Annotated in this window: 21 protein-coding genes; 8 read left to right on the plus strand and 13 right to left on the minus strand. The window is 72.1% G+C overall.

Annotated elements, in window-relative coordinates; all coding sequences use genetic code 11:
• Positions 1-17 precede the first annotated feature (17 nt).
• Genes ACZ561_RS17365 through ACZ561_RS17400 form a run of 8 tightly spaced genes read right to left on the minus strand, consistent with a single transcriptional unit; the run spans position 18 to position 7,030 of the window.
• Positions 18-2,006: an NADH-quinone oxidoreductase subunit 5 family protein gene (locus ACZ561_RS17365; RefSeq protein WP_470995419.1), complete on the minus strand. Its 1,989-nt coding sequence runs from the start codon at positions 2,004-2,006 to the stop codon at positions 18-20.
• On the minus strand, positions 2,003-2,344 hold the full coding sequence (gene nuoK / locus ACZ561_RS17370) for an NADH-quinone oxidoreductase subunit NuoK (RefSeq protein WP_470995421.1): 342 nt from the start codon (positions 2,342-2,344) through the stop codon (positions 2,003-2,005). The genes ACZ561_RS17365 and nuoK overlap by 4 nt, the downstream gene beginning before the upstream one ends.
• Complete coding sequence (locus ACZ561_RS17375) at positions 2,344-2,910, minus strand: NADH-quinone oxidoreductase subunit J family protein (protein WP_470995424.1); 567 nt, start codon at positions 2,908-2,910, stop codon at positions 2,344-2,346. The genes nuoK and ACZ561_RS17375 overlap by 1 nt, the downstream gene beginning before the upstream one ends.
• Positions 2,907-3,470 carry a NuoI/complex I 23 kDa subunit family protein gene (locus ACZ561_RS17380; RefSeq protein ID WP_470995426.1) on the minus strand — a complete coding sequence of 188 codons (564 nt, stop codon included), beginning with the start codon at positions 3,468-3,470 and terminating at the stop codon, positions 2,907-2,909. The genes ACZ561_RS17375 and ACZ561_RS17380 overlap by 4 nt, the downstream gene beginning before the upstream one ends.
• Positions 3,470-4,438, minus strand: coding sequence for a complex I subunit 1/NuoH family protein (locus tag ACZ561_RS17385; RefSeq protein ID WP_470995429.1), 969 nt, complete (start codon positions 4,436-4,438; stop codon positions 3,470-3,472). The genes ACZ561_RS17380 and ACZ561_RS17385 overlap by 1 nt, the downstream gene beginning before the upstream one ends.
• The gene (locus tag ACZ561_RS17390; RefSeq protein ID WP_470995432.1) at positions 4,435-6,066 is read right to left on the minus strand and encodes an NADH-quinone oxidoreductase subunit C; all 1,632 of its coding nucleotides are present in this window, start codon (positions 6,064-6,066) and stop codon (positions 4,435-4,437) included. Before ACZ561_RS17390 ends, ACZ561_RS17385 begins: the two co-directional genes overlap by 4 nt.
• On the minus strand, positions 6,063-6,632 hold the full coding sequence (locus ACZ561_RS17395; protein ID WP_376433567.1) for an NADH-quinone oxidoreductase subunit B: 570 nt from the start codon (positions 6,630-6,632) through the stop codon (positions 6,063-6,065). The genes ACZ561_RS17390 and ACZ561_RS17395 overlap by 4 nt, the downstream gene beginning before the upstream one ends.
• Entirely contained in the window at positions 6,623-7,030 is a 408-nt protein-coding gene (locus tag ACZ561_RS17400; RefSeq protein ID WP_329125452.1) for an NADH-quinone oxidoreductase subunit A, read from the minus strand. The genes ACZ561_RS17395 and ACZ561_RS17400 overlap by 10 nt, the downstream gene beginning before the upstream one ends.
• 173 nt (positions 7,031-7,203) lie before the next feature.
• Between ACZ561_RS17400 and ACZ561_RS17405 the strand changes: the two genes are divergently transcribed.
• The 5 genes from ACZ561_RS17405 (at position 7,204) to ACZ561_RS17425 (ending at position 14,057) form a co-directional block, all read left to right on the plus strand.
• A complete protein-coding gene (locus ACZ561_RS17405) occupies positions 7,204-8,370 on the plus strand; it encodes a sensor histidine kinase (RefSeq protein WP_470995435.1) in 1,167 nt (388 codons plus the stop codon).
• A gap of 246 nt (positions 8,371-8,616) precedes the next feature.
• A complete protein-coding gene (locus ACZ561_RS17410; RefSeq protein WP_470995438.1) occupies positions 8,617-9,903 on the plus strand; it encodes a sensor histidine kinase in 1,287 nt (428 codons plus the stop codon).
• Between the two features lie 206 nt (positions 9,904-10,109).
• The gene (locus ACZ561_RS17415) at positions 10,110-10,769 is read left to right on the plus strand and encodes a response regulator transcription factor (RefSeq protein ID WP_329125454.1); all 660 of its coding nucleotides are present in this window, start codon (positions 10,110-10,112) and stop codon (positions 10,767-10,769) included.
• Positions 10,770-11,074: 305 nt separating this feature from the next.
• Positions 11,075-13,012, plus strand: a complete 1,938-nt coding sequence (locus ACZ561_RS17420) for a 2-oxoacid:acceptor oxidoreductase subunit alpha (RefSeq protein WP_470995441.1) — start codon at positions 11,075-11,077, stop codon at positions 13,010-13,012.
• Positions 13,005-14,057 (plus strand): 2-oxoacid:ferredoxin oxidoreductase subunit beta, encoded by a 1,053-nt coding sequence (locus ACZ561_RS17425; protein ID WP_470995443.1) that lies wholly within the window; start codon positions 13,005-13,007, stop codon positions 14,055-14,057. The genes ACZ561_RS17420 and ACZ561_RS17425 overlap by 8 nt, the downstream gene beginning before the upstream one ends.
• Positions 14,058-14,110: 53 nt before the next feature.
• On the opposite strand, the gene ACZ561_RS17430 is transcribed toward ACZ561_RS17425, so the two are convergent.
• The 4 genes from ACZ561_RS17430 to ACZ561_RS17445 all read right to left on the minus strand — a co-directional run bounded on the left by ACZ561_RS17430 (position 14,111) and on the right by ACZ561_RS17445 (position 19,869).
• Positions 14,111-16,312: a bifunctional serine/threonine-protein kinase/ABC transporter substrate-binding protein gene (locus tag ACZ561_RS17430; protein ID WP_470995446.1), complete on the minus strand. Its 2,202-nt coding sequence runs from the start codon at positions 16,310-16,312 to the stop codon at positions 14,111-14,113.
• A gap of 3 nt (positions 16,313-16,315) precedes the next feature.
• Positions 16,316-18,553, minus strand: coding sequence for a bifunctional serine/threonine-protein kinase/ABC transporter substrate-binding protein (locus ACZ561_RS17435; RefSeq protein WP_470995449.1), 2,238 nt, complete (start codon positions 18,551-18,553; stop codon positions 16,316-16,318).
• Positions 18,550-19,212 (minus strand): hypothetical protein, encoded by a 663-nt coding sequence (locus ACZ561_RS17440; RefSeq protein ID WP_470995452.1) that lies wholly within the window; start codon positions 19,210-19,212, stop codon positions 18,550-18,552. The genes ACZ561_RS17435 and ACZ561_RS17440 overlap by 4 nt, the downstream gene beginning before the upstream one ends.
• A 249-nt stretch (positions 19,213-19,461) precedes the next feature.
• Complete coding sequence (locus ACZ561_RS17445) at positions 19,462-19,869, minus strand: winged helix-turn-helix transcriptional regulator (RefSeq protein ID WP_470995455.1); 408 nt, start codon at positions 19,867-19,869, stop codon at positions 19,462-19,464.
• An 89-nt stretch (positions 19,870-19,958) separates the two neighbouring features.
• Here ACZ561_RS17445 and ACZ561_RS17450 point away from each other — a divergent pair, with 89 nt between their 5' ends.
• Positions 19,959-20,828, plus strand: a complete 870-nt coding sequence (locus ACZ561_RS17450; RefSeq protein ID WP_470995458.1) for an NmrA family NAD(P)-binding protein — start codon at positions 19,959-19,961, stop codon at positions 20,826-20,828.
• Between the two features lie 82 nt (positions 20,829-20,910).
• A complete protein-coding gene (gene rarD, locus ACZ561_RS17455; protein ID WP_470995461.1) occupies positions 20,911-21,930 on the plus strand; it encodes an EamA family transporter RarD in 1,020 nt (339 codons plus the stop codon).
• A gap of 66 nt (positions 21,931-21,996) precedes the next feature.
• Here rarD and ACZ561_RS17460 read toward each other — a convergent pair whose 3' ends face one another.
• Complete coding sequence (locus ACZ561_RS17460; RefSeq protein WP_470995906.1) at positions 21,997-23,406, minus strand: MFS transporter; 1,410 nt, start codon at positions 23,404-23,406, stop codon at positions 21,997-21,999.
• Between the two features lie 107 nt (positions 23,407-23,513).
• Here ACZ561_RS17460 and ACZ561_RS17465 point away from each other — a divergent pair, with 107 nt between their 5' ends.
• Positions 23,514-23,972: a winged helix-turn-helix transcriptional regulator gene (locus ACZ561_RS17465; RefSeq protein WP_470995464.1), complete on the plus strand. Its 459-nt coding sequence runs from the start codon at positions 23,514-23,516 to the stop codon at positions 23,970-23,972.
• The last annotated feature ends 95 nt before the right edge of the window (positions 23,973-24,067 follow it).

The raw sequence follows: 24,067 nt of genomic DNA on the forward strand, positions 1-24,067 counted from the left end.
CTGATATCGATCACGTCTCACGCTCCGGCGGCGACGAGTACGGCGGCGATCGCCAGGACGACGGAGCCGGCGAGCAGGGCGCTCAGATAGGTCTGCACGTTGCCGGTCTGGGCGCGGCGGACGAGCCATCCGAGCCACTTGGTGCCGGTGCCCGCGCCGCTCACGTAGGTGTCGACGACCTCGCGGTCCAGGAAGCGGACCAGGGAGGCCGCGGCCAGGACGGGGCGGACGAACGCGGCGGTGTAGAGGGCGTCCAGGTGGAAGCCGGTGGCCGCGTGGCGGTGCAGCGGGCCGAGAAGGACACGGCCGGGGTCGGTCGGGTCCTCGGCCGGGTGCGGCAGGTGCAGGGCCTCGGCCTCGACCTGGCCCGCCTCGGCGTCGGGGTGGGCGACGTGCGCCGCGACCGGCTCGCCGACCGGGCCCTTGCCGGCGCGGGCCTTGGTGGCGAGGGTGCGCCAGACCGCGTAGGTGACGACGGCGCCGACGAGGGCGATGCCCGTGCCGAGGACCGCGGTGGTGACGGTCGGGGTGAGGGCGTGACCGTCGAACCAGTCGTCGAGGTACGTGACGGACAGACCGAAGCCGAGGGAGGGGATCGCGAGCACCCAGAGCACGGTGGTCATGGCGAGCGGCTGACGGCCGTGGTCGGGGGCCTCGGCGCCCCGGCCCCGGAAGGCGAGCAGCCACAGGCGGCTCGCGTACGCGGCGGTGAGGAGGGCGGTGATCAGGCCCGCGACGAGGACGGTCCAGCCGGCCCCCGCGGGGGCGACGGTGCGGTCCCCGAGGGCGGTGTGCTCGGCGGCCACGAGGACGGCTTCCTTGGAGAAGAAGCCGGCGAACGGCGGCAGGGCCGCGAGTGCGAGGAGGGCGACGGTCATCGTCCAGTACGCGTCGGGGATCCGCTTGGTCAGGCCGCTCATCCGGGACATGGCCGAGAGCGAGTTCGTACCGGCGGCGTGGATGATCGCGCCGGCGGCGAGGAAGAGGAGGGCCTTGAAGGCGCCGTGCGAGATGAGGTGGAAGACGGCGGCCCCGCGGTCGCCGACGGCCAGGGCGCCCGCCATGTAGCCGAGCTGGCCGATGGTCGAGTAGGCGAGGACCCGCTTGATGTCGTCCTGGGCGAGCGCGGCGAGCGCCGAGCCGACCATCGTCACCGCGGCCATGACGGCGAGCACGGTCAGCGCGGCCGCGGACTCGGCGAAGACGGGCAGCAGTCGGGCCACGAAGTAGATACCGGCGGCGACCATCGTCGCCGCGTGGATGAGCGCGGAGACGGGGGTGGGGCCTGCCATGGCGTCGGGGAGCCAGGTGTGCAGCGGGAACTGCGCCGACTTGCCCGCCACACCGGCGAGCAGCAGCAGCGCGATGAGAGTGGGGTGGTCGAGCCCGCCGGCCGCGACGGCGCCGAGGATCCCGTCGATACGGAAGGTGCCCGCGTCCGTGGCGAGCGCGAAGAGGCCGATCAGGAAGGGGACGTCGCCCAGCTTGGTGACCAGGAAGGCCTTGAGCGAGGCCGCCCGCGCCTCGGGGGTCTCCCAGTAGTGGCCGACGAGGAAGTACGAGCAGATGCCCATGATCTCCCAGCCGACCAGGAGCACCATCAGGTCGCCGGAGTAGACGACCAGCAGCATCGCGGAGGTGAAGAGGGAGACGAGCGCGGCGTACGAGGGGTAGCGGGGGTCGTCCCGGAGATACCCGGTCGAGTAGATCTGCACGCAGGTGGCGACGACGCCGACGAGCACGGCGACGAGGGCGGCGAAGCCGTCGATGTACAGCGCCAGGTCGATGGGGACCGACCCGGTGGGGGTGAGCTGGGTGGAGGCCTCGATCGTCTTCCCGCCGCCCTGCCGGACGGCGACCATGACGGCCAGGATCGCGGCGGCCAGCGGAGGCAGCACGGCGAGGGGCCGGACGAAGCCGGGCGCGGTGCGGCCGAGGAGCAGGCCGGCGGCGGAGCCGAGGAAGGGAAGGAGGGGGACGAGCCAGGCGAGGGTCGTGGTGGTCACGCGGTGGCCTCGGCCTTCTCGTCGTCGGAGGGAGCCTCCGCCGTGTCGCGCAGCCGGTCGACGTCCGAGCTGCCGCGGTTGCGGTAGACCATCAGGACGATCGCGAGACCGATGCCGATCTCGGCGGCGGCGATGGCGATGGTGAAGAGGGTGAGCGCCTGACCGGCGTGGAGGGCGTCGCGGAGCCAGATGTCGAACGCGACCAGGTTGAGGTTGACGGCGTTGAGCATCAGCTCGACGGACATCAGCACCAGGATCGCGTTGCGGCGGGCGAGGACGCCGTAGAGGCCGACGCAGAAGAGCAGAGCGGCGAGGACGGCGGGGTAGGCGAGATGCATCAGTCCCGGGCCTCCTTGGCGTTCTTGCGGGACAGGACGATCGCGCCGACCAGCGCGGCGAGGAGCAGGACGGAGAGGGCCTCGAAGGGCAGCACCCAGTGCCGGAAGAGGATCTCGCCGGACACCTTGGTGGATCCCTGGGCCGGTCCGTCCAGGTCGATCCAGGTCGTACGGAACGCGTCGACGACAACCCAGACGAGCGCGGCGGCAGCGGCGAGCGCGACCGCGAGGGCGACGGGGCGGTTGCCCGAGTCGGCGTCCGGGGAGCGGCCGATGGGGGCCTTGGTGAGCATGAGGCCGAAGAGAAGGAGAACGACGACGGAACCGACGTAGATCAGCACCTGGACCCAGGCGATGAACTCGGCGGTGAGGAGCAGGTACTCGACGGCGAGGCCGCCGAGCGTCACGACCAGCCAGAGCGCGGCGTGGACGAGCTGGCGGGTGGTGACGGTGACGACGGCCGCGCCGAAGGTGACGAGGCCGACGAGGAGGAAGGCGATCTCGACGCCGGAGGGCGAGAGGAAGCCGGGGGTGGCGGCGGCGAGGCCGGTGGCGGCGAGGGTCACTGCTCCTCCTCCTCGGCCTGGGCGGCCTGGGCGGCCGCTGCCGCGGCGGCCTTCTCCACGGCCTTGCGGGCCGCGGCGATCTCCTTGGGCTCCTCGGCGCGGGGGTCGAGCGCGGGCGGTTCGGGGACCGTCCACATCCACTCGCGGAGCTTGTCGCGCTCATGGGTGAGTTCGTGGATGTCCGTCTCCGCGTACTCGAACTCGGGCGACCAGAACAACGCGTCGAAGGGGCAGACCTCGATGCAGATACCGCAGTACATGCAGAGGGCGAAGTCGATGGCGAAGCGGTCGAGCACGTTGCGGCTGCGCTCGCGGCCGCCGGGGGTGGCGGCGGGCACCGTCTCCTTGTGGGAGTCGATGTAGATGCACCAGTCGGGGCACTCGCGGGCGCAGAGCATGCAGACGGTGCAGTTCTCCTCGAAGAGCCCGATGACGCCGCGGGTACGGGGCGGGAGTTCGGGCTGCTTGTCGGGGTACTGCGCGGTGACGGTCTTCTTCGTCATCGTGCGGAGCGTGACGGCGAGGCCCTTGGCCAGGCCGGAACCGGGGATCGGGGACATCAGTTGATCGCCACCTTCACGATGCCGGTGAGCGCGATCTGCGCGAGGGCGAGCGGGACGAGGGTCGTCCAGGCGAGCTTCTGGAGCTGGTCCTCGCGGAGGCGGGGGTAGCTGACGCGGAGCCAGATGACGACGAAGGCGAGGATCGCGGTCTTGAGCAGGGTCCAGACCCAGCCGAGGCCGTCGGCGCCGAAGGGGCCGTGCCAGCCGCCGAGGAAGAGGACGGTGGTGAGCCCGCAGAGGACGACGATGCCGGCGTACTCGGCGAGCAGGAAGAGCGCGAAGCGGAGGCCGGTGTACTCGGTGTACGCGCCGAAGATGATCTCGGAGTCGGCGATGGGCATGTCGAACGGCGGGCGCTGGAGCTCGGCGAGGCCGGCGACGAAGAAGACGGTCGCGCCGACGATCTGCCAGGGCAGCCACCACCACTCGAAGGCGTTGAGGATGCCGGGGAGGGAGACGGTGCCGGCGGCCATCGCCACGGAGGCGGCGGTGAGCAGCATCGGGAGCTCGTAGGCGAGCAGCTGGGCGGCGGTGCGGAGGCCGCCGAGCAGGGAGAACTTGTTGGCCGACGCCCAGCCGGCCATGAGGCTGCCGAGGACGCCGACGCCCATGACGGCGAGCACGAAGAAGATGCCGGCGTCGACGACCTGACCGACGGCTCCTTCGCTGGGGCCGATGGGGATGGCGACGAGGACGAGGAGGTACGGGAGGAGGGCGACGGCGGGCGCGAGCTGGAAGATCCGGCGGTCGGCGTTGGCCGGGACGACGTCCTCCTTCTGCGCGAACTTGACCCCGTCGGCGACGAGCTGTGCCCACCCGTGGAATCCACCGGCGTACATGGGCCCGAGGCGGCCCTGCATGTGGGCCATGACCTTGTGCTCGGTCTGCCCGATGACGAGGGGCAGCACGAGGAACACGGCGAAGACGACGAGCAGCCGGAGGGCGACGTCGAGTGCGTCGTTCACGCGGGTTCGCCTCCGGCGGGGGTGATGGGGTCGGTGGGGTCGGTCTCGTCTGTGGCACCGGATGTGTCTGTGGCACCGGTGGCGCCGGATGCTCCGGTCGCACCCGTCGCGCCGGACGGCCCGGTGACACCACCGGATCGGCGCGGCTCCGCCTCGGGGGCGGGTGCCGGCTCCGAGGCGGGGGCCGCCTCGGACGTGGGCTCGGCATCCGGGGCCGGTGCCGCCTCGGGGGTCGGCGCCGGGCCCTCGGCAGGCTCGGAGGCGGGTGCCGCCTCAGGCGCCTGTGCCCGGTCCGGGGCAGGAACCGCCTCGGACGTGGGCTCGGCATCCGGGGCCGGTGCCGCCTCCGGGGCAGGAACCCCCTCGGGTGTGGGCTCGGCCTCCAGGGCCGGTGCCGCCTCCGGGGCCGGTGCCGGCTCCGAGGCGGGGGCCGCCTCGGACGTGGGCTCGGCATCCGGGGCCGGTGTCGGCTCCTCGGCGGGCCGTGGCGGCTTTCCGGGCTCGTCGTCGAACGCCGGGCGGGCGTGGTGCCACGGGGCGTCCGAGCTCCGCGTGCGGGGCGACTTCTGGGCCGGGGGCTCGGCCTCGGAGGGCGCGCCCTCCGAGCGTCGGCTCGCCGAGCCCTCGCTCGCGGAGCGACTCCGGCGCGGGCCGGCGGCGGGCGCGGCCGTGCCGGGCTCGGCCTCCGGCGCCTGGCTCGCCGGGCTGCCGGGCTCCGCGGGGCCGGGCGCCTGCGGCGCGGGCTCGCTCGGCGTGACCGGCTCGGCCGCCTGGCTCGCCGAGCCGTCCGCCGCCGTACGGCTGCGGCGCGGCGGGCGACCCGGCTCTGTGCTCGGCTCCGCCGGCTCGGCCGCCTGGCTCGCCGAGCCGTCCGCCGTCGTGCGGCTGCGGCGCGGGGGACGGGCGGGGGCCTCGGACGTGCCTGGGCCTGCGGGCGGGGTGGCGGTTTCCGGCGGCTGGGTCGCCGAGCCGTCCGCTGCCGTACGGGTGCGGCGGGGTGGGCGATCGCCGGCCGCCGCGCGGCCGGGCCGGGCCGGGGCAGGGGGCAGCTGGCCCTTCATGGGGCCCCAGTCGTTGGGGTCCGGGACGCCCGGGGGAAGCATCTGGCGGCGCTTCGGGCCGCCGTGTTCGGACTCGCCCGGTTCCTTCGCGCCCGGCCACGCCTTCACGACCCGCGCCGCCAGCACGAAGTCCTTCCGCAGCGGGTGGCCCTCGAAGTTCTCGGGGAGGAGCAGCGGAACGAGGTGCGGGTGGCCCGTGAAGTCGACGCCGAACATCTCGTGCGTCTCGCGCTCGTGCCACGCCGCGCCCGCGTAGATGTCGACGGCCGTCGGCAGACTCGCGGCCGCGTGCGGGACCGTCGTGCGGACCAGCAGGCGGCGTACCGCACCGCCTTCCAGCGCCACCACGTGCGCGCAGACGCGGAAGCCCACGCCCGGCTCGTCGACCGCGCTCAGCCAGTCGAAGTACGTGCAGCCCAGCTTGTCCCGCGCGATCTCGAGCGCGGCGATCCACGAGCCGACGGGAACGTCCACCGTAAGCAGCTCGTACGCCCGCTCCGCCGTCGCCTCCTCGCCGAAGACCTCGGTCACGGCCTCCGGGAGGGAGTCGTATGCGTTCGCGTTCACTCGTCATCACCGCCCGGCTTCGGCGGGGTGACGAGTCCGCTGGTCAGCTGGCCCACCGACGGACCCGAGTACCGCGCCGCCAGGGACTCCCGCGCGATCTTCTCCTGGAGCTTCAGGATCCCCTGGAGCAGCGCCTCCGGACGCGGTGGGCAGCCGGGGACGTACACGTCGACGGGGATGATCTGGTCGACGCCCTTCGTCACCGAGTACGAGTCCCAGTAGGGCCCGCCGCAGTTCGAGCAGGCGCCGAAGGAGATGACGTACTTGGGCTCGGGCATCTGCTCGTACAGCCGCTTCACCGCCGGCGCCATCTTGTCCGTCACCGTGCCGGAGACGATCATCAGGTCGGCCTGGCGCGGCCCGGGCGCGAAGGGGATCACGCCGAGCCGGATGAAGTCGTGGCGGGCCATCGACGCGGCGATGAACTCGATCGCGCAGCAGGCGAGGCCGAAGTTGAAGACCCAGAGGCTGTAGCGGCGGCCCCAGTTCAGGACCACCTTCATCGGCTCGGGGGCCAGCCGGGCCAGAGGGCCCAGCTTCGGGGTGGGGAGCGGGGTCACGTCCATGTCAGGACGCCCTTCTTGTACGCGTAGAGCAGTCCCACGGCCAGGAAGCCGAGGAAGATGAACATCTCGACCAGCGTCGTCGCGCCGTATCCCGGCGCGGCGAACACGGTCGCCCACGGGAAGAGGAAGATCGAGTCGACGGCGAAGATCACGTAGAGGAAGGCGTACACGTAGTAGCGGACCTGGGTGTGCGCCCAGCCCTCCCCCACCGGGTCGACACCGCACTCGTACGTCAGCAGCTTCTCCGGCGTCGGCACGACGGGCCGCAGCAGACGGCCCGCGCCGAACGCGACGGCGACGAAGAGCACGCCGACGACGGCGAGCAGCCCGACGACGGAGTACGACTGGAAGTAGTCCGCCGCGAGTCCGAGTCCCGCCCGTACGGTCGGATCCGGCACGTCCACCCCTCGCTCCCTGCCCGTTTCGACGATCTGTACGCACGGGAGTCTAGGCCCTGTTAAAGAGGCCGTAAGCGGTCGTGTCACGGACTGAGCGGGTGGGGATATCCCTACTTCCCTTCACCCACGTACCCCATGGCGTGCGCGGCATGCGGACCGGCAGGCTTGGGCCCATGAGCGTCGACACCGATACCCCTGACAGCGACCGGCTGCCGCCCGCCCGCATCGGCTACGGCCGGCACACCTGGAAGGAGGTCTCCTTCCTGCTGGCCAATCTGCCGATCGCGCTGGTCGGCTTCGTGTACGCGGTGGTGTCGGTCGCCATCGGTGTCGGGCTGGCCGTCACGGTGATCGGTCTGCCCCTGCTGGCCCTCGGTCTCGCCGGTGCGCGCGGCCTGGGCCGGGCGGAGCGGGCGAGGGCCCGGGCGCTGCTCGGCGTGCGGGTGGAGGAGCCCAGCCCGCTGCCCCGCCGGCACGGCTTCTTCCCCTGGCTGTGGACGGCGCTGAAGGACCCGGTGGCCTGGCGGACGCTGCTGTACGGCTTCATCCGGCTGCCCTGGGGCATCGTGACCTTCACCGTCACTCTCGTCTCGCTGATCGTGCTCTGGCCCGTGCTGCCCTTCCTCGCCCGGGGGCTCGCCAACGCGGACCGGGCCATGGTCCGCGGTCTGCTCTCGCCCTCCGACGAGCTGGAGCGGCGGATCGCCGAGCTGGAGAGCGACCGGGGCGTGGTCGTGGACACCGCCGCCGCCGATCTGCGCCGCATCGAGCGCGATCTGCACGACGGCGCCCAGGCCCGGCTCGTCGCGCTCGCCATGGGTCTCGGCCTGGCGAAGGAGAAGCTTCTGGAGGACCCGGTGGCGGCCGCCTCCATGGTCGACGAGGCGCACGGCGAGGTGAAGCTGGCGCTCCAGGAGCTGCGCGACCTGGCCCGGGGCATCCACCCGGCTGTCCTCACCGACCGCGGCCTGAACGCCGCCCTCTCCTCGATCGCCGCCCGGTGCACCGTCCCGGTGAAGGTGAGCGTCGATCTGACCGAGCGGCCGGCCGAGGCCATCGAGGGCATCGCCTACTTCACGGTGTCCGAGCTGCTCCAGAACGTGTCCAAGCACGCGCAGGCACGTTCCGCCTCCGTGGAGGTGTGGCGCCGGGAGGACCGGCTGCTGCTCCAGGTTCGGGACGACGGACGCGGCGGGGCACGGCTGGACGGCGGTACGGGGATGGCGGGGCTCGCGGAGCGTCTGGGCGCGGTCGACGGGCTCTTCGTCCTCGACTCGCCGGAGGGCGGTCCGACGACGGTCACGGCCGAGCTCCCCTGGCGCGCCCGCCCGGCCGGCTAGCCGGACACCGTCGCCCCCGGGCGTCCCCAGGCACGAGACCCCGGCAAGCCCCGACCGGCCGGGCTCCTCCGGCAAGCCCCGACCGGCCGGGCTCCTCCGGCAAGCCCCGGCCGGACACCGGTCTCCTCCGGCCCTCAGGTAGGGAAAACCCCCGGCCGCAGAGGCCCACCTCCCTCATGGTCCGGGGCGCGTCGAACCGGAACTCTTGAAGACATCGACCTCCTCCAGCAGAAACGGACACCAGCGATGGCCTCCCACCGCCTCCCCGCCGCGATCCGCGCGCCGTTCGAGGGCCGCACCTGGCGCGAGTTCGGCTATCTGGTGCTCGGGCTGCCGCTGAGCGTCGCCTACTTCTCCCTCTCCATCGCCCTGGTCTCGGCGGGCGCGGGCCTCCTGATCACCTTCCTCGGGATCCCCGTCCTGGCCGTTGCGCTCGCGATGTGCCGCGGCTTCGGCGCGGTGGAGCGGGCCAGGGCGCGCGGTCTGCTCGGCCTGGACGTGGCGGCGCCCGAGCCGGCGCGGGGCCGGACGGGCGGGGCGATGTCGTGGATGGGGGCGACGCTGAAGAGCGGAGCGTCCTGGCGGCACCTGCTGTACGCGATCCTCCACATGCCGTGGGCGATCTTCGCCTTCACGGTCTCGGTGGCCTTCTGGATGTACGGCTGGGCTCTCTTCACCTACCCGCTGTGGCAGTGGGTCTTCCCGATGTACGCCGGCCAGGACGGCATCCAGCTGTACGGCGACCGGACGCACGCGTTCTACCTGGACTCCCCCTTCGAGATCGCCGCCACCAGCGCGATCGGCCTTCTCTTCGTACTCGCCGGACCGTGGATCATCCGTTCGCTGGCGGCCGTCGACCGGCTGATGGTCTCCGGGCTGCTCGGCCCGTCGCGGCTCGCGACCAGGGTCACGGAGCTGGAGACGGACCGGGGCGTGGTCGTGGACCACGCCGCCGCCGATCTGCGCCGCATCGAGCGCGATCTGCACGACGGCGCCCAGGCCCGGCTCGTCGCGCTCGCCATGGATCTGGGTCTGGCGAAGGAGAAGCTGGCCGAGGACCCGAAGGCAGCGGCGCGGATGGTCGACGAGGCGCACGGCGAGGTGAAGACCGCGCTGCAGGAGCTGCGGGACCTGGCCCGGGGCATCCACCCGGCTGTGCTGACCGACCGGGGCCTGGACGCCGCGCTGTCGGCGGTCGCGTCCCGCTGCACGGTCCCGGTGTCCGTGGAGGTCGATCTCCCGGCCCGGCCGGTGCCCGCGATCGAGGGCATCGCCTACTTCACCGTGTCCGAGCTGCTCCAGAACGTGTCCAAGCACTCCGGCGCCCGGCGCGCCTGGGTGGATGTGTGGCGGGTCGGAAACCGGATGATGCTGCAGGTCAGGGACGACGGCCGGGGCGGCGCGGACGCGACGGCGGGCAGTGGTCTCGCCGGTCTGACGGAGCGGCTCGGCGCGGTCGACGGGATCCTGGCGGTGGACTCCCCCGCCGGCGGCCCGACGACGATCACCGCCGAGCTCCCGTGGCGGGCCTGAGACATCCCGGTGCGACGACCGCCCACCTGAGCCGGCCATGCGACGGGCGCCCGCCCGACACGCCCTGACGTAACAACCGCCCCACCTGACACACCCCTGAACCCAAGGCCACCACGGCGCGTCCCTCTTACTGCGATGCTGGGAGAGATCGCGGAAGAACATCGGAACATGGGGGCTTCAGGGTCGTGGAAGACGTGGCGGACAGGGTGCGTGTGGTCATCGCCGAGGATTCAGTGCTGCTCCGTGAGGGCCTCACCCGGCTGCTGACCGACCGGGGGCACGAGGTCGTCGCCGGTGTGGGCGACGGCGAAGCCCTGGTGAAGACCGTGGCCGGTCTCGCCGGGGAGGACGCGCTGCCCGACGTGGTGGTGGCGGACGTACGGATGCCTCCGACGCACACCGACGAGGGCGTACGGGCCGCGGTGCGGCTGCGCAAGGAGTACCCCGGGCTCGGGGTACTGGTCCTTTCGCAGTACGTCGAGGAGCAGTACGCCACCGAACTGCTCGCCGGTTCCAGCCGGGGTGTGGGCTATCTGCTGAAGGACCGGGTCGCGGAGGTACGCGAGTTCGTGGACGCCGTGGTCCGGGTGGCCCGGGGCGGTACCGCGCTGGACCCGGAGGTCGTGCAGCAGCTGCTCGGCCGGAGCCGTAAGCAGGACGTGCTCGCGAACCTGACCCCGCGGGAGCGGGAGGTCCTGGGGCTGATGGCCGAGGGCCGGACGAACTCGGCGGTGGCGAAACAGCTGGTGGTGAGCGACGGCGCGGTGGAGAAGCACGTCAGCAACATCTTCCTGAAGCTGGGCCTGTCTCCGAGTGACGGGGATCACCGCCGGGTACTCGCGGTGCTGACCTACCTGAACTCCTGATTACCTGACACCCTGTCAGATAGTCGAGCCGGGATCCGGCCAACACGGACCGATACCGAGACAAGCGGGGCCTGGGGCGGAAGAACGAGCGGAACGCGACTTTCCCGAAGACACTGGGGGGCGACAGAACGTGACAATCCATGACAAAGAGGCATCTCAAAACGAGGTCCACGATGCGAGAAGTCCAGGGAAGGCCCCCCTCACCGTCGTAGGGTGGGCCACGGGACGGCCGGTCGGCCGACCGTCCTCCGAGCCTTCTCCCGCCTCTGGCGGAGAGACCCTTGCCGCGAGGGAGGTCCAGTTCAGTGACCAGCCAGGTCAGTAGCGAGGCCGGTGGGGCCCTGGTCGGGGAGCAGCGCAGCGTCCCGGCAGCGCCCCGCCACGGCGAAGAGAAGGAAGTCCGGCGACTCGATCGGGTGATCATCCGGTTCGCCGGCGACTCCGGTGACGGTATGCAGCTGACAGGTGACAGGTTCACCTCCGAGACGGCGTCCTTCGGGAACGACCTCTCGACGCTGCCGAACTTCCCCGCCGAGATCCGAGCCCCCGCCGGCACGCTGCCGGGTGTCTCCTCCTTCCAGCTGCACTTCGCGGACCACGACATCCTGACCCCGGGCGACGCCCCGAACGTGCTGGTCGCGATGAACCCGGCCGCCCTCAAGGCCAACATCGGCGACGTGCCCCGTGGCGGCGAGATCATCGTCAACACGGACGAGTTCGCCAAGCGGGCCATGGCGAAGGTCGGCTACGACTCCTCCCCGCTGGAGGACGGCTCGCTGGCGGCCTACCGGGTCCACCCGGTCCCGCTGACGACGCTGACGATCGAGGCCCTGAAGGAGTTCGGCCTGTCCCGGAAGGAGGCCGAGCGCTCCAAGAACATGTTCGCGCTCGGGCTGCTGTCCTGGATGTACCACCGGCCGACCGAGGGCACCGAGACCTTCCTGCGCCAGAAGTTCGCGAAGAAGCCGCAGATCGCCGAAGCGAACGTGACCGCGTTCCGGGCCGGCTGGAACTTCGGCGAGACGACCGAGGACTTCGCCGTCTCCTACGAGGTCGCCCCGGCCACGAAGGCCTTCCCGACCGGTACGTACCGGAACATCTCCGGGAACCTGGCCCTCTCGTACGGCCTGATCGCCGCCTCCCGCCAGGCCGACCTGCCGCTCTACCTGGGCTCCTACCCGATCACGCCGGCCTCGGACATCCTGCACGAACTCAGCAAGCACAAGAACTTCGGTGTCCGCACCTTCCAGGCCGAGGACGAGATCGCCGGGATCGGCGCCGCGCTCGGCGCGGCCTTCGGCGGCTCGCTCGCCGTCACCACCACCTCCGGGCCGGGCGTGGCGCTCAAGTCGGAGACGATCGGCCTCGCGGTCTCCCTGGAACTGCCCCTGCTCATCGTGGACATCCAGCGCGGCGGCCCGTCGACCGGTCTGCCGACCAAGACCGAGCAGGCCGACCTCCTCCAGGCCATGTACGGCCGCAACGGCGAGGCCCCGGTCCCGGTCGTGGCCCCGAAGACCCCCGCGGACTGCTTCGACGCGGCCGTCGAGGCGGCCCGGATCGCGCTCACCTACCGCACCCCGGTCTTCCTGCTCTCCGACGGGTACCTCGCCAACGGCTCCGAGCCCTGGCGCATCCCCGACGTCGACGAACTGCCCGACCTGCGCGTCCAGTTCGCCGGCGGCCCGAACCACCAACTGGCGGACGGCACCGAGGTCTTCTGGCCGTACAAGCGCGACCCGCAGACCCTCGCGCGGCCCTGGGCCGTGCCCGGCACCCCCGGCCTCGAGCACCGGATCGGCGGCATCGAGAAGCAGGACGGCACCGGCAACATCAGCTACGACCCCGCCAACCACGAGTTCATGGTCCGCACCCGGCAGGCCAAGATCGACGGCATCGAGGTCCCGGACATCGAGGTCGACGACCCGGACGGCGCGAAGACGCTCGTCCTCGGCTGGGGCTCCACCTACGGGCCGATCACAGCGGCCGTCCGCCGGCTGCGGGCCGCGGGCCGGCCGATCGCCCAGGCCCATCTGCGCCATCTGAACCCCTTCCCGAAGAACCTCGGGGAGGTGCTGAAGCGGTACGAGAAGGTGGTCGTCCCGGAGATGAACCTGGGCCAGCTCGCCACCCTCGTCCGGGCGAAATACCTCGTCGACGCCCGGTCGTACACGCAGGTCAACGGGATGCCGTTCAAGGCCGAGCAGCTCGCTTCGGCCCTCAAGGAGGCCATCGATGAGTGAGTCGCTCCTGAACCTCGTGCCGAAGGCCGAAGCCACCCAGTCGATGAAGGACTTCAAGTCCGACCAGGAGGTGCGCTGGTGCCCGGGGTGCGGCGACTACGCCGTCCTCGCCGCCGTGCAGGGCTTCATGCCCGAACTCGGCCTGGCGAAGGAGAACATCGTCTTCGTCTCCGGCATCGGGTGCTCCTCCCGCTTCCCGTACTACATGAACACGTACGGGATGCACTCCATCCACGGCCGCGCCCCGGCCATCGCCACGGGTCTGGCCACCTCGCGCCGCGACCTGTCGGTCTGGGTGGTCACGGGTGACGGCGACGCGCTCTCCATCGGCGGCAACCACCTCATCCACGCGCTGCGACGGAACGTCAACCTCAAGATCCTGCTCTTCAACAACCGGATCTACGGTCTGACGAAGGGGCAGTACAGCCCCACCAGCGAGCTCGGCAAGATCACCAAGTCGACCCCGATGGGTTCCCTGGACGCGCCGTTCAACCCGGTGTCGCTGGCGATCGGCGCGGAGGCGTCCTTCGTGGCCCGCACGGTCGACTCCGACCGCAAGCACCTCACCGAGGTCCTGCGGCAGGCCGCCGACCACCCCGGCACGGCGCTGGTGGAGATCTACCAGAACTGCAACATCTTCAACGACGGCGCCTTCGAGGTCCTCAAGGACAAGGACCAGGCCCAGGAGGCCGTGATCCGGCTGGAACACGGACAGCCGATCCGCTTCGGAACGGGCCTGGACAAGGGAGTCGTACGGGACCCGGCCACGGGCGATCTGAAGGTCGTCACGGTGACCGACGAGAACGCCTCCCGGGTCCTGGTCCACGACGCACACGCGACCTCCCCGACGACCGCGTTCGCCCTCTCCCGGCTCGCCGACCCGGACACCCTGCACCAGACACCGATCGGGGTGTTCCGCTCGGTGCGGCGGCCGGTGTACGACACGCTGATGGCCGACCAGCTGGACACGGCGATCGAGCAGCACGGCAAGGGGGACCTGGGGCAGCTGCTCGCGGGTAACGACACCTGGACCGTGGTGGGTTAGCCGCCGACGTACAGAGGTGAGGGGCGGGCACCGCGAGGAGCGGGCCGCGCCCCTCACACCTTCTTCCGACGGTTCTCCTCGTCCTCCACCGCCTTCCCGTACGGGCCGAGATAGCGCGGGGCGCCCCGCTCGACCCGGTACAGGAACAGCTCGTCGTGGTACTTGAACAGCACCACGTTCTGGGCGTCGAACCCGTACTTCTTCGCGACGCCCTGGAACGTGAACGTCCGCACCGCCCCCCGCACGGCGATCCGCGTGATCTCCAGCTGCTGGCCGGAGACCAGGCTCGTCATGCGCTCGGCCAGGCACATCACCGCGTCGTACGCCTCCACCGCGAACCGCTCGACCGGCGCCGCCCCCGACAGCCCCCAGCGCTTGCGGTAGGCGGCGGTGAACGCCTTGGCCGTGGGGACCAGCGCCGGGTCGACGTAGGAAGTGCCGAAGTACCAGCCCTCGGCCGCCGGGCCCGCGACGGAGAGGAACTCCGGCTGCAGGGCGTACTCGACGCCGCCGCGGAGACCTTCGTACCCCTGCCGCTCCAGCTCCTTGGCACACAGTCCGGCACGGCGCGGGGAGACGCCCGCGAAGAGCACGACGTCGGGGCGGGTGGCGAGGGCCTCGCCCACTACGGCCCGGAAGTTCTCCTCCCGCGCCGCGATCTGATGGATGGTCACCACCTCGCCCAGACTGCTCATCGTGCTCTTCACGGAGTTGGCCGTACGCCAGCTGTAGTCCCCCGCCGCCCGGTCCAGGACCACGGCCGTCTGCTTGGCGCCGCGCACCAGGGCCATGCTGGTGACGGGCAGTTGCAGGACGTCGTGCTGGACGCGCAGCTCGCGGTAGACGGGGCTGACGGTCGAAAGGGCCAGGTCGCCCTGGTCGATGCCGACGGCCACGGCCGCGAAGACCAGCTTGCTCGCGAAGTACGCGTCGGCGCCGGCGATCACGGTCTCGCGAGTCGTGGGACCGATCACGGCCATGACGGCGGGGTCTTTCACGAACTCCCGCGCCGCGGCGGCGGCCCGGCGCGGGTCTCCGCCGTCGTCCCACGCCTTCAGCGCCAGGTCGAAGGGGCGGTCGGAACGGGCGTTGAAGGTCTCGACGGCCAGCCTCGCCCCGCGCTCCTGGGCGCGTCCGTCCGCCTTGCGCGGCCCGCTCAGGTCGGTCTGGACGCCGATCGTGTATGTGTGCCGGGCCACGGGTGGTCCGGCGGTGCCGGTTCTGCCGGGTTCACGGTTCACGAGGAAGGCCGTCACGCCTCCGGCGCCGGCGACGGCCACCGCGGATCCGAGTGCGAGGAAGCGTCGCCGTGACGGCGAGGTGCGGGCCCCTTCGGTGGAGGGCACCACTACGGTCGGCTCCGCGACGGGCAGGTCCAGGACGCGGGCGGAGCGTTCGGCGATCAGCGCGGGCAACCCCGGTGGCAGCCAGTCGTCGGCGGAGCCGTCCGCGGGACCGAGCGCGGTCCGTACCTCCGCCCCCGTGGGCCGGTCACCGGGGTCCTTGGCCAGGCAGGCGGTCACCAGCGGCAGCAGCGCCCGCGGTACGTCGTCGAGGTCGGGTTCCTCGTGGACGGTGCGGTACACGACCGCGGCCACCCCGCCCGTACCGAAGGGGCGTCGGCCGGTCGTCGCGTACGCGAGCACGCACCCCAGCGAGAAGACGTCGCTCGGCGGGCCGACCTCGTCCGCGCCGGTGACCCGCGCCTGCTCGGGGGCGAGGAAGCCGGGTGTGCCGATCATCGCGTCGGTGGCGGTGAGGGCGGTGGCCCCGGCCGAGCGGGCGATGCCGAAGTCGATGAGGCGGGGTCCGTCGAGGGCGAGCAGGACGTTGCCGGGCTTGACGTCGCGGTGGACGAGTCCGGCCTCGTGCATGTCGGTGAGCGCGTCGGCGAGCCGGGCGCCCAGGGCCCGTACGGTCGGTTCGGGCAGGGCGCCGTGGAGGCCCACCGCCTCGGCCAGCGAGGGGCCGGGGACGAACTCGGTGGCCAGCCACGGCTCCCGGGCCTCCGGGTCGGAGCCGAGGACGCGGACCACCCAACGGCCGGTGATCCGCTCGGCGACCCGGGCCTCCCGCCGGAACCGCTCCCGGAAGCCGGGGTCGGCGGCGTGCTCGGCCTGGATCAGCTTGAGCGCGACGAGCCCGCCGCCGGCGGACCGGGCGAGGTAGACCACGCCCATGCCGCCGGCGCCGAGGCGGCCGAGCAGGCGGTATCCGGCGATCGACGAGGGATCGGCCGGCCGGAGAGGCCGCATCTCTCAGACCCGTCTGTTCGTCGGCGGGACTGCGGGGGCGAACTCCAGCGGCTTGTACCGTCCGTTCTCCACGGCGTACATGAAGGTGCCGGCCGCCGCCAGTTGCCCGCTCTCGGGCTCGAAGACGTAACCGCCCATGACGCCTGTGTACTTGGCCTTGCGCAGCGGGGAGACCAGAGTGCTGCGGTCGGGACGTTTCCCGCCCTTGGCCGCCCTCTCGACCTCCTGGAGCAGGAGGTTGGTCATGTCGAAGTTCTCGCCCGTGTAGAAGTCGGGGGCCGCGCCGTACTTCTTCCGGTGCGCGCCGACGAGAGCGGCCGCCTCCTTGCGGGTCGCGGGGTCGACGACCGGTGCGCCGAGGAGCCAGCCCTCCGCCGCGCCTCCCGCCTCCGCCAGGAAGCGGGGCCCGAAGACGTGCTGCCCGGCGACCCTCATGCCGGTGAAGCCGAGTTCGTCGAGCGCGCGGGCGGCGAGGGCAGCGCTCGGGGCGAGACCGCAGTGGACGTAGGCGTCCATGCCCTCCGCCATCATGCCGCCGAGCACCCGCTTGTAGTCGGTTGTGACCCCGGGGACGACACGCGGGACGGGGACGACCTTTCCCTGGCGGAAGCCGAAGTTCGCACCGCCGATGTACTGCCAGGCGTAGGTGTCGTCGGTCCGCTCCTGAAGGATGCCCGGCCGGATGCTCCGGGTCTTCGTCAGGACGTAGTAGGCGAGGCCGCTGCCGGCGAGGATGTGCTGCGGGCAGGCCTGCACCATCGAGAGCCCCTGGCCGCCCGCCGGGTTGGTCAGCAGATTCAGCCCGGCCGAGACCGTGATCACGGGCAGGAGTGCCTCGTCATACGCGGGGAGGGCGGCCAGGCCCGTGTAGTCGGAGGTGGGTCCGATGACCCCTATGACGTCGGGGTCACCGGTGAGGGCGCGGGCCGCGGCCAGGGCCTTGTTGCCGTCGCCGCCGTCGTCGGAGACCTTGACTTCCAGCGTGAACGGCTTGTCCGCGCGGGCGTTGAACCGCTCGACGGCGAGCCGGACGCCGCGTTCCTGCGCGCGGCCGATGTCCTTGGCGGGGCCGGTCAGGTCCGCCTGGACGCCGACGACCCAGCGCCGCTTCTTCGGTCCGGCGGCGGCCTTCTTGTCCTTGTCGTCGTCCCGCAGCGCGGCCCAGGCGGCGATGCCGCCTCCTGCCGCGAGGACGGCGACGCCCGAGGCGAGGAGCAGGAACTTCCTTCTGCCGGACGCGGGTTGGCCGGCCGGGTCCGAGGAGGCCCCGAGTTCGGTGGCGTCGATCTCGGGCAGGGCGAGCATCGCGGCCGAGCGTTCGGCGATGGTCCGTACGACGGGGGCGGGCAGCCAGTCGGCCGCGGCGCCCGGCGTGTCCTCCGTGAGCCGGGCGCTGATCTCCTCGGCGGCGGGCCGCTGGGCCGGGTCCTTGGCGAGGCAGGCCCGCACGGGGTCGAGCAGCCCGTCCGGTACGCCGTCGAGGTCGGGCTCGTCGTGGACGGTGCGGTACAGCAGGGCGTCGACCGCCCCCGTACCGAAGGGCGGGCGGCCGGTCACCGCGTAGGCGAGGAGGCAGCCGAGGGCGAAGACGTCGCTGGGCGGGCCGATCTCGGCGCCACGGGCCTCGGCCTGTTCGGGGGCGAGGAAGCCGGGGGTGCCGACGACCATGTCGGTGGAGGTGAGGCCGGTCTCCCCCGTGGTCCGCGCGATGCCGAAGTCGATGAGGCGCGGCCCGTCGACGGCGAGCAGCACGTTGCCGGGCTTGACGTCGCGGTGGACGAGCCCGGCCTCGTGCACGGCGGCGAGGGCACGGGCGAGCGCGCCGCCGAGGATCCGCAGGCTCCGCTCCGGCAGCGGGCCGTGCGCGGACACCGCCTCGCCGAGGGACGGCCCGGGGACGAAGGAGGTCGCCATCCATGGCTCGGGCGCGTCCGGGTCGGCGCCGATGACGGGGACGGCCCAGGGGCTGGCTACCCGGCGGGCGGCCTCGACCTCGCGGCGGAAGCGGGCGCGGAAGTCGGCCTGGTCGGCCTGGTCGGCGTGGGTGACCTTCACGGCGGCGAGTTCGCCGTTGTCCGTACGGCCGAGGTAGACCACGCCCATGCCGCCGGCACCGAGCCGGCCGAGAAGGCGGTATCCGGCGATCGACGACGGGTCGGAGGGCAGCAGCGGCTGGAGCGCCGCGGGGCGAGGCACCGGCCGCGGGCCGGGCTGCGGGTCCGGCTGGGCGGTGGGGCTCACGACTGGACCTCCAGCTGGTCCTCGGCGCGCCCGACCATGGCCACCAGGGCCTGGACCTGGGCGCTGTCGACGTCCTTGGCGACATGGCCGGGGGCGCCCTTGACGACTGCGGCGACGGTGACCTGTCCGACGCGGGACTGGTACCAGGAGTACGTCTGCTCGCCCTTGACCTCGTCGTTGACGTACGTTCCCGCCTCCCTGAGCGAGTCCACGGCGGTGAAGTTGCCGCCGACGCCGAAGGGGCTGCCGAGGGACATCAGGCCGGTGATCCGCTCCCCGTCGCGCAGTCGCTGGTCGGGGCAGCGGAGCGCCTCCTCCAGGGTCTGGGCCATCTCCCAGTCGGCGTCCGACTCGGTGCGGTGGACGACGACGGTGGCGGAGACCCGGAGCAGCCCCCTCTCGGCCGAGGCGGGGATCTCGCTGTAGGCGGTGACGCTGTAGAGCACGCTCCCCGGGCGGGTGCCGGTCGCCCAGGTGCACCGCGCGCCGAGCACGGGCCAGTAGTCGTCGGCGCTGAGGTGCGGGGTGCGCTTGACGTAGTCCGAGCCCCAGGAATCGGGTCCTGCGACGATCGCGAGGGCAAGCCGCTTGGCTTCGGCCGCGTTCTTCGGGGCGCGCTTCGGGTCGGCCCCGAAGGGCAGCTTCGTGGGCGTGCCCAAGGGTGACGCCGTCGGACTTCCCGAAGGTGGGGCCTGCGAGGTCGGACTCGCCTTCCCCCGGGGCTTGTCACCATCGTCGCCGGAGTCCGAACATCCGGTCAGGATCAAGCCGCAGGCGAGTAAACCCCCGCAAGCGCGCAGCACTCTTCCGTATCCGTACGCCACATGTCCCCCACGGAATGCTCACATGTTCCCCCAGTGGTGAGCAGATCGTACGACGTGCGGACCCAACGTGCCCTGGTTACAACATCATTGGGACGATTCCGCAGCAGCCTCGCGACGCGCCTTGTCGTACCGCTCGCGGGCCTCCCGGACGGCCGGGACCCTCGCGTCGGTCCAGCGGGCCAGCTCCCAGACCTGGCGGGCGGCCTCCTCGCCCAGTTCGGTGAGGCTGTAGTCGACGCGGGGCGGGATGACCGGCTTGGCGTCGCGGTGGACGAAGCCGTCGCGCTCCAGGGTCTGGAGGGTCTGGGTGAGCATCTTCTCGCTGACGCCGCCGACGCGTCGGCGCAGCTCGCTGAAGCGGTACGAACGCTCCCGCAGCGCGATCAGGATCAGGACACCCCATCGACTGGTGACGTGCTCCAGGACGAGCCGCGCCGGGCACATGGCGCCGTCGACGTCCGCCAGCAGGCTCCTCGGTTCACTTACTCCCATACCAGTACCTTACTTCAAAGTGGGTACTTTCGAATAGTTGGCGCCCTCCGTACGGTGAGTGCATCACCCCGCGAGCCAAGGAGATCACCATGAGCATCGTCGTCACCGGAGCCACCGGACAGCTCGGCCGTCTCGTCGTCGCCGAGCTGCTGACCCGGGTTCCCGCCGCGTCCGTGGCCGCCGTCGTCCGCGACAAGGCCAAGGCCGCCGACCTGGCCGAGCGCGGCGTCGAGCTGCGGATCGCCGACTACGGCAAGCCGGAGACCCTGGCCGGCGCCTTCGAAGCCGGCGACCGGGTGCTGCTGATCTCCGGCAGCGAGGTCGGGCAGCGCGTCGCACAGCACGCCGCCGTGATCGACGCGGCCAAGGCCGCCGGCGTCGCCCAGCTCGCTTACACCGGCGTCCTCGGCGGACCGGAGGCCGACTTCGACCTGGCGGCCGAACACACGGAGACCGAACGGCGGATCCTGGACTCCGGCCTGCCGTACACCTTCCTGCGCAACGGCTGGTACACCGAGAACTACACCGCCAACCTCGCCCCCGTCCTCGCACACGGCGCCGTCGTCGCCAACGCCGGCGAGGGCCGGGTCGCCTCCGCCACCCGCGCCGACTACGCCGCCGCGGCCGCCGCGGTCCTGACCGGCCCGGCCGAGACGCACCTGAACACCGCGTACGAGCTGAGCGGCGACGTCGCCTGGTCGCTCGCCGAGTACGCGGCCGAGGTCGCCCGCCAGACCGGCCGGGAGATCGCGTACAGCAACGTCCCGGCCGAGACGCACGAGGGGATCCTGACCGGCGCGGGCGTCCCGCCGTTCTTCGCCGCGATCCTCGTGGACGTCGACAAGGCCATCGAGCGCGGGGCGCTCGCGGGGCGGACCGGCGACCTGTCCCGCCTGATCGGCCGCCCGACCACGCCACTCGCCGAGACGATCGCCGAGGCTCTCAGCCAGAGGTCATGACCGTATTGCGGTACGGACATGACAGCCGGCCCTGCGCGGCGCTACCTTCGACGGAACAGCGCGGCGCAGGGCAGGAGATTCGGTGAAGGAAGACAACGAGGGACGAGCAGGGCTTCTGTACGGGATCGGCGCCTACGGCATGTGGGGGCTCGTCCCGCTCTTCTGGCCACTCCTCAAACCGGCCGGGGCGGTCGAGATCCTCGCCCACCGGATGGTGTGGTCACTGGCCGTCGTCGGCATCGCGCTCCTCGCGCTGCGCCGCTGGAGCTGGATACGCGAGCTGCTGCGCAGCCCGCGCAAGCTGGGCCTCATCACGTTCGCCGCGACGGTCATCACGATCAACTGGGGCGTCTACATCTGGGCCGTCAACGCCGGCCAGGTCGTCGAGGCCTCCCTCGGCTACTTCATCAACCCGCTCGTCACCATCGCCCTGGGCGTCCTGCTCCTGAAGGAGCGGCTGCGGCCCGCGCAGTGGGTGGCGGTCGGCGTCGCCGCCACGGCCGTCCTCGTCCTCTCGATCGGCTACGGGCGCCCGCCGTGGATCTCCCTGATCCTGGCCTTCTCGTTCGGCGTCTACGGCCTGGTGAAGAAGAAGGTCAACATCGGCGGCCTGGAGTCGCTGGCCGCCGAGACCGCCGTCCAGTTCCTGCCCGCCCTCGCCTACCTGCTGTGGCTCGGCACGCAGGGCACGACCACCTTCGGCACCGAGGGCGCGGGACACGCGGCGCTCCTCGCGGCGACCGGAATCGTCACGGCCGTGCCCCTGGTCTGCTTCGGCGCGGCGGCCATCCGCGTACCGCTGTCGACGCTGGGGCTGCTCCAGTACCTGGCACCGCTCTTCCAGTTCGGCCTGGGTGTCCTGTACTTCCACGAGGCGATGCCGCCGGAGCGCTGGGCGGGCTTCTCGCTCGTGTGGCTCGCGCTGACGATCCTGACCTGGGACGCGCTGCGGACGGCACGGCGCAGCCGGGCGGAGGCGGAGGCGCTGGCCAGGACCGTCGTGGACCGCGCCCTGGCCGAAACCGCGACCGGACCGGCGACCGGAACCGCCCAGCCCGAGATCACGGCCGTTTCCCCGACGTCGGCCCAGCCCGGACGCTGACGACCGCCGCATGCCCCGGCCCTCGGAGGAGAACTCCGAGGGCCGGGGCATGTCTGCGTCATCCGGTCAGGAGACGCTGACCTTGGGCGCGGCCTCCGGAACCTCCGAAACCTCCCGAACGCGGTCCGCCCTGGGCGCCCGGACCCCGGTCGCCGCGACCAGCGCACCGATCGCCACCATGGCCAGCGGCACCACCAGCGCCGCCCGGAACCCGTCGAGCCCGCCGCCCGCGATCCCGTACACCGCCGTCACCGCCGAGATGCCGACGGCCGAGCCGAACTGCACCGCGGTCGTCAGCAGCCCGCTCGCGAGCCCCTGCTCCTCCTCCGCGATGCCGTCGGTGGCGGCGATCGTCAGCGGTCCATAGGCGAGGGCGAAGGCGAGCCCGGTCAGCAGCAGGGTCGGGAACATCGCCGCGTACGACCAGTCCGGGCCGACCGGCAGGAACAGCGCGTACGAACCGATCGCGAGCACGAACCCGCCGAGGATCACCCGGGCGTTGCCGAACCGCGCCACGAGCCGCGGGGTCAGCGTGGGGGCGAGGATCGCGTCGACGCCCATGACGAGCAGGGCGAACGCGGTCTCCAGGGAGGACCAGCCGCGCAGCTCCTGGAGGTAGAGCGTCGCGACGAACTGGAAGCCGAAGAACGAGCCGACGAACAGCAGCGCCCCGAGGTCGGCCCGGACGGTGGACGCCTTGCGGAGCAGCCCGAGGCGTACCAGCGGGGCGGCGGCCCGGCGTTCGACGGCGACGAAGGCTCCGGCGAGGACGAGGCCGGCGGCGACGACCAGCGCGGTCAGCGGCCAGCCGTCGAGGCCGTGCTCCAGCCGGACGATCCCGAAGGCGAGGAGCAGCATGGCCCCGGCGGCCGTCAGCGCGCCTGCCAGGTCGAAGCCGCCGGCCGCCTTCTCGGGCCGCGCCTCCCTGGGGACCAGCCGCACCGCGGCGAGCAGGACGGCGGCGGCGAGCAGGACCGGCGCGAAGAAGACCCAGCGCCAGCCGAGCTGGGTGAGCAGCCCGCCGATGACGAGCCCGAGGGTGAAGCCGCCGGCGGCCGTACCCGCGAAGACCAGCAGCGCCTGGTTGCGCTGCGGGCCCTCCTCGTAGGAGGTGGTGATGATCGACATCGCGGCGGGGGTCATGAACGCGGCGGCGACGCCGGTCACGAAGCGGGCCGTGATCAGCATCCAGCCCTCGGTCGCGAAGCCGCCGAGACCGGAGAAGAGCAGGAAGACGGTGAGCCAGCCGAGGAACATCCGGCGGCGGCCGAGGAGGTCGGCGGCGCGTCCGCCGAGGAGGGTGAAGCCGGCGTAGCCGAGGACGTACGCCGACATCACCCAGGCCGCGGTACCGGTGGACAGGTCCAGATCGGATCTGATGCTCGGCACCGCCACGGCGAGCATGGCGACGTCGATGCCCTCGAGGAAGATCGTGCCGCAGAGGACGAGAAGGAGGGCCCAGGCGCGTGCGGGCATGGATGCGGACATGGCTGCCTCCAGGCAGGAAGGGGGAGGGGCGGTTACCGGCCAGAGGGTCGGTTCTCTCTTGTAACCACCTGCATCCTGCGGCAGCATTCGATGCCATGGAAGAAGGCACTTTGAAGTCACCGAGTCACTGCGAAGTCACCTACGCCGAGGGCCACGAGGGCGACACGGACCCCTTCCAGTGGGACACGCGGGAGGACTGCGAGGTACGCCAGATCCTCGACCGGGTCGCCGACAAGTGGTCCCTGCTGGTCATCGCCCTGCTCGACCGCCGCAAGCTGCGCTTCACGGAGCTGCGGCGGGAGATCGACGGGATCAGCCAGCGGATGCTCACGGTCACGCTGCGCCAGTTGGAGCGGGACGGGCTGGTGAAGCGGACGGTGCACCCGGTGGTCCCGCCGCGCGTGGAGTACGAACTCACGCCGCTGGGCGGCACGTTGCACACGACGATCCGCTCGCTGGTGACGTGGACGGAGCACCACCAGAACGAGATCGCGGCGGCGCGCGAGGCGTACGACGCGAAGGAGGCGGCGGAGGCGGCAGCGGCCGCGGTCTGACAGGGGGGTGGGGGCGCGACGCCTCGAGGGGCTTCCTCCAGACGCGGCGCCCTGTGGGGACCTTCCACAGGGCTCGGCACTTCGACGGGCACCCC

It is taken from the genome of Streptomyces sp. NPDC039609 (genome assembly GCF_055596705.1).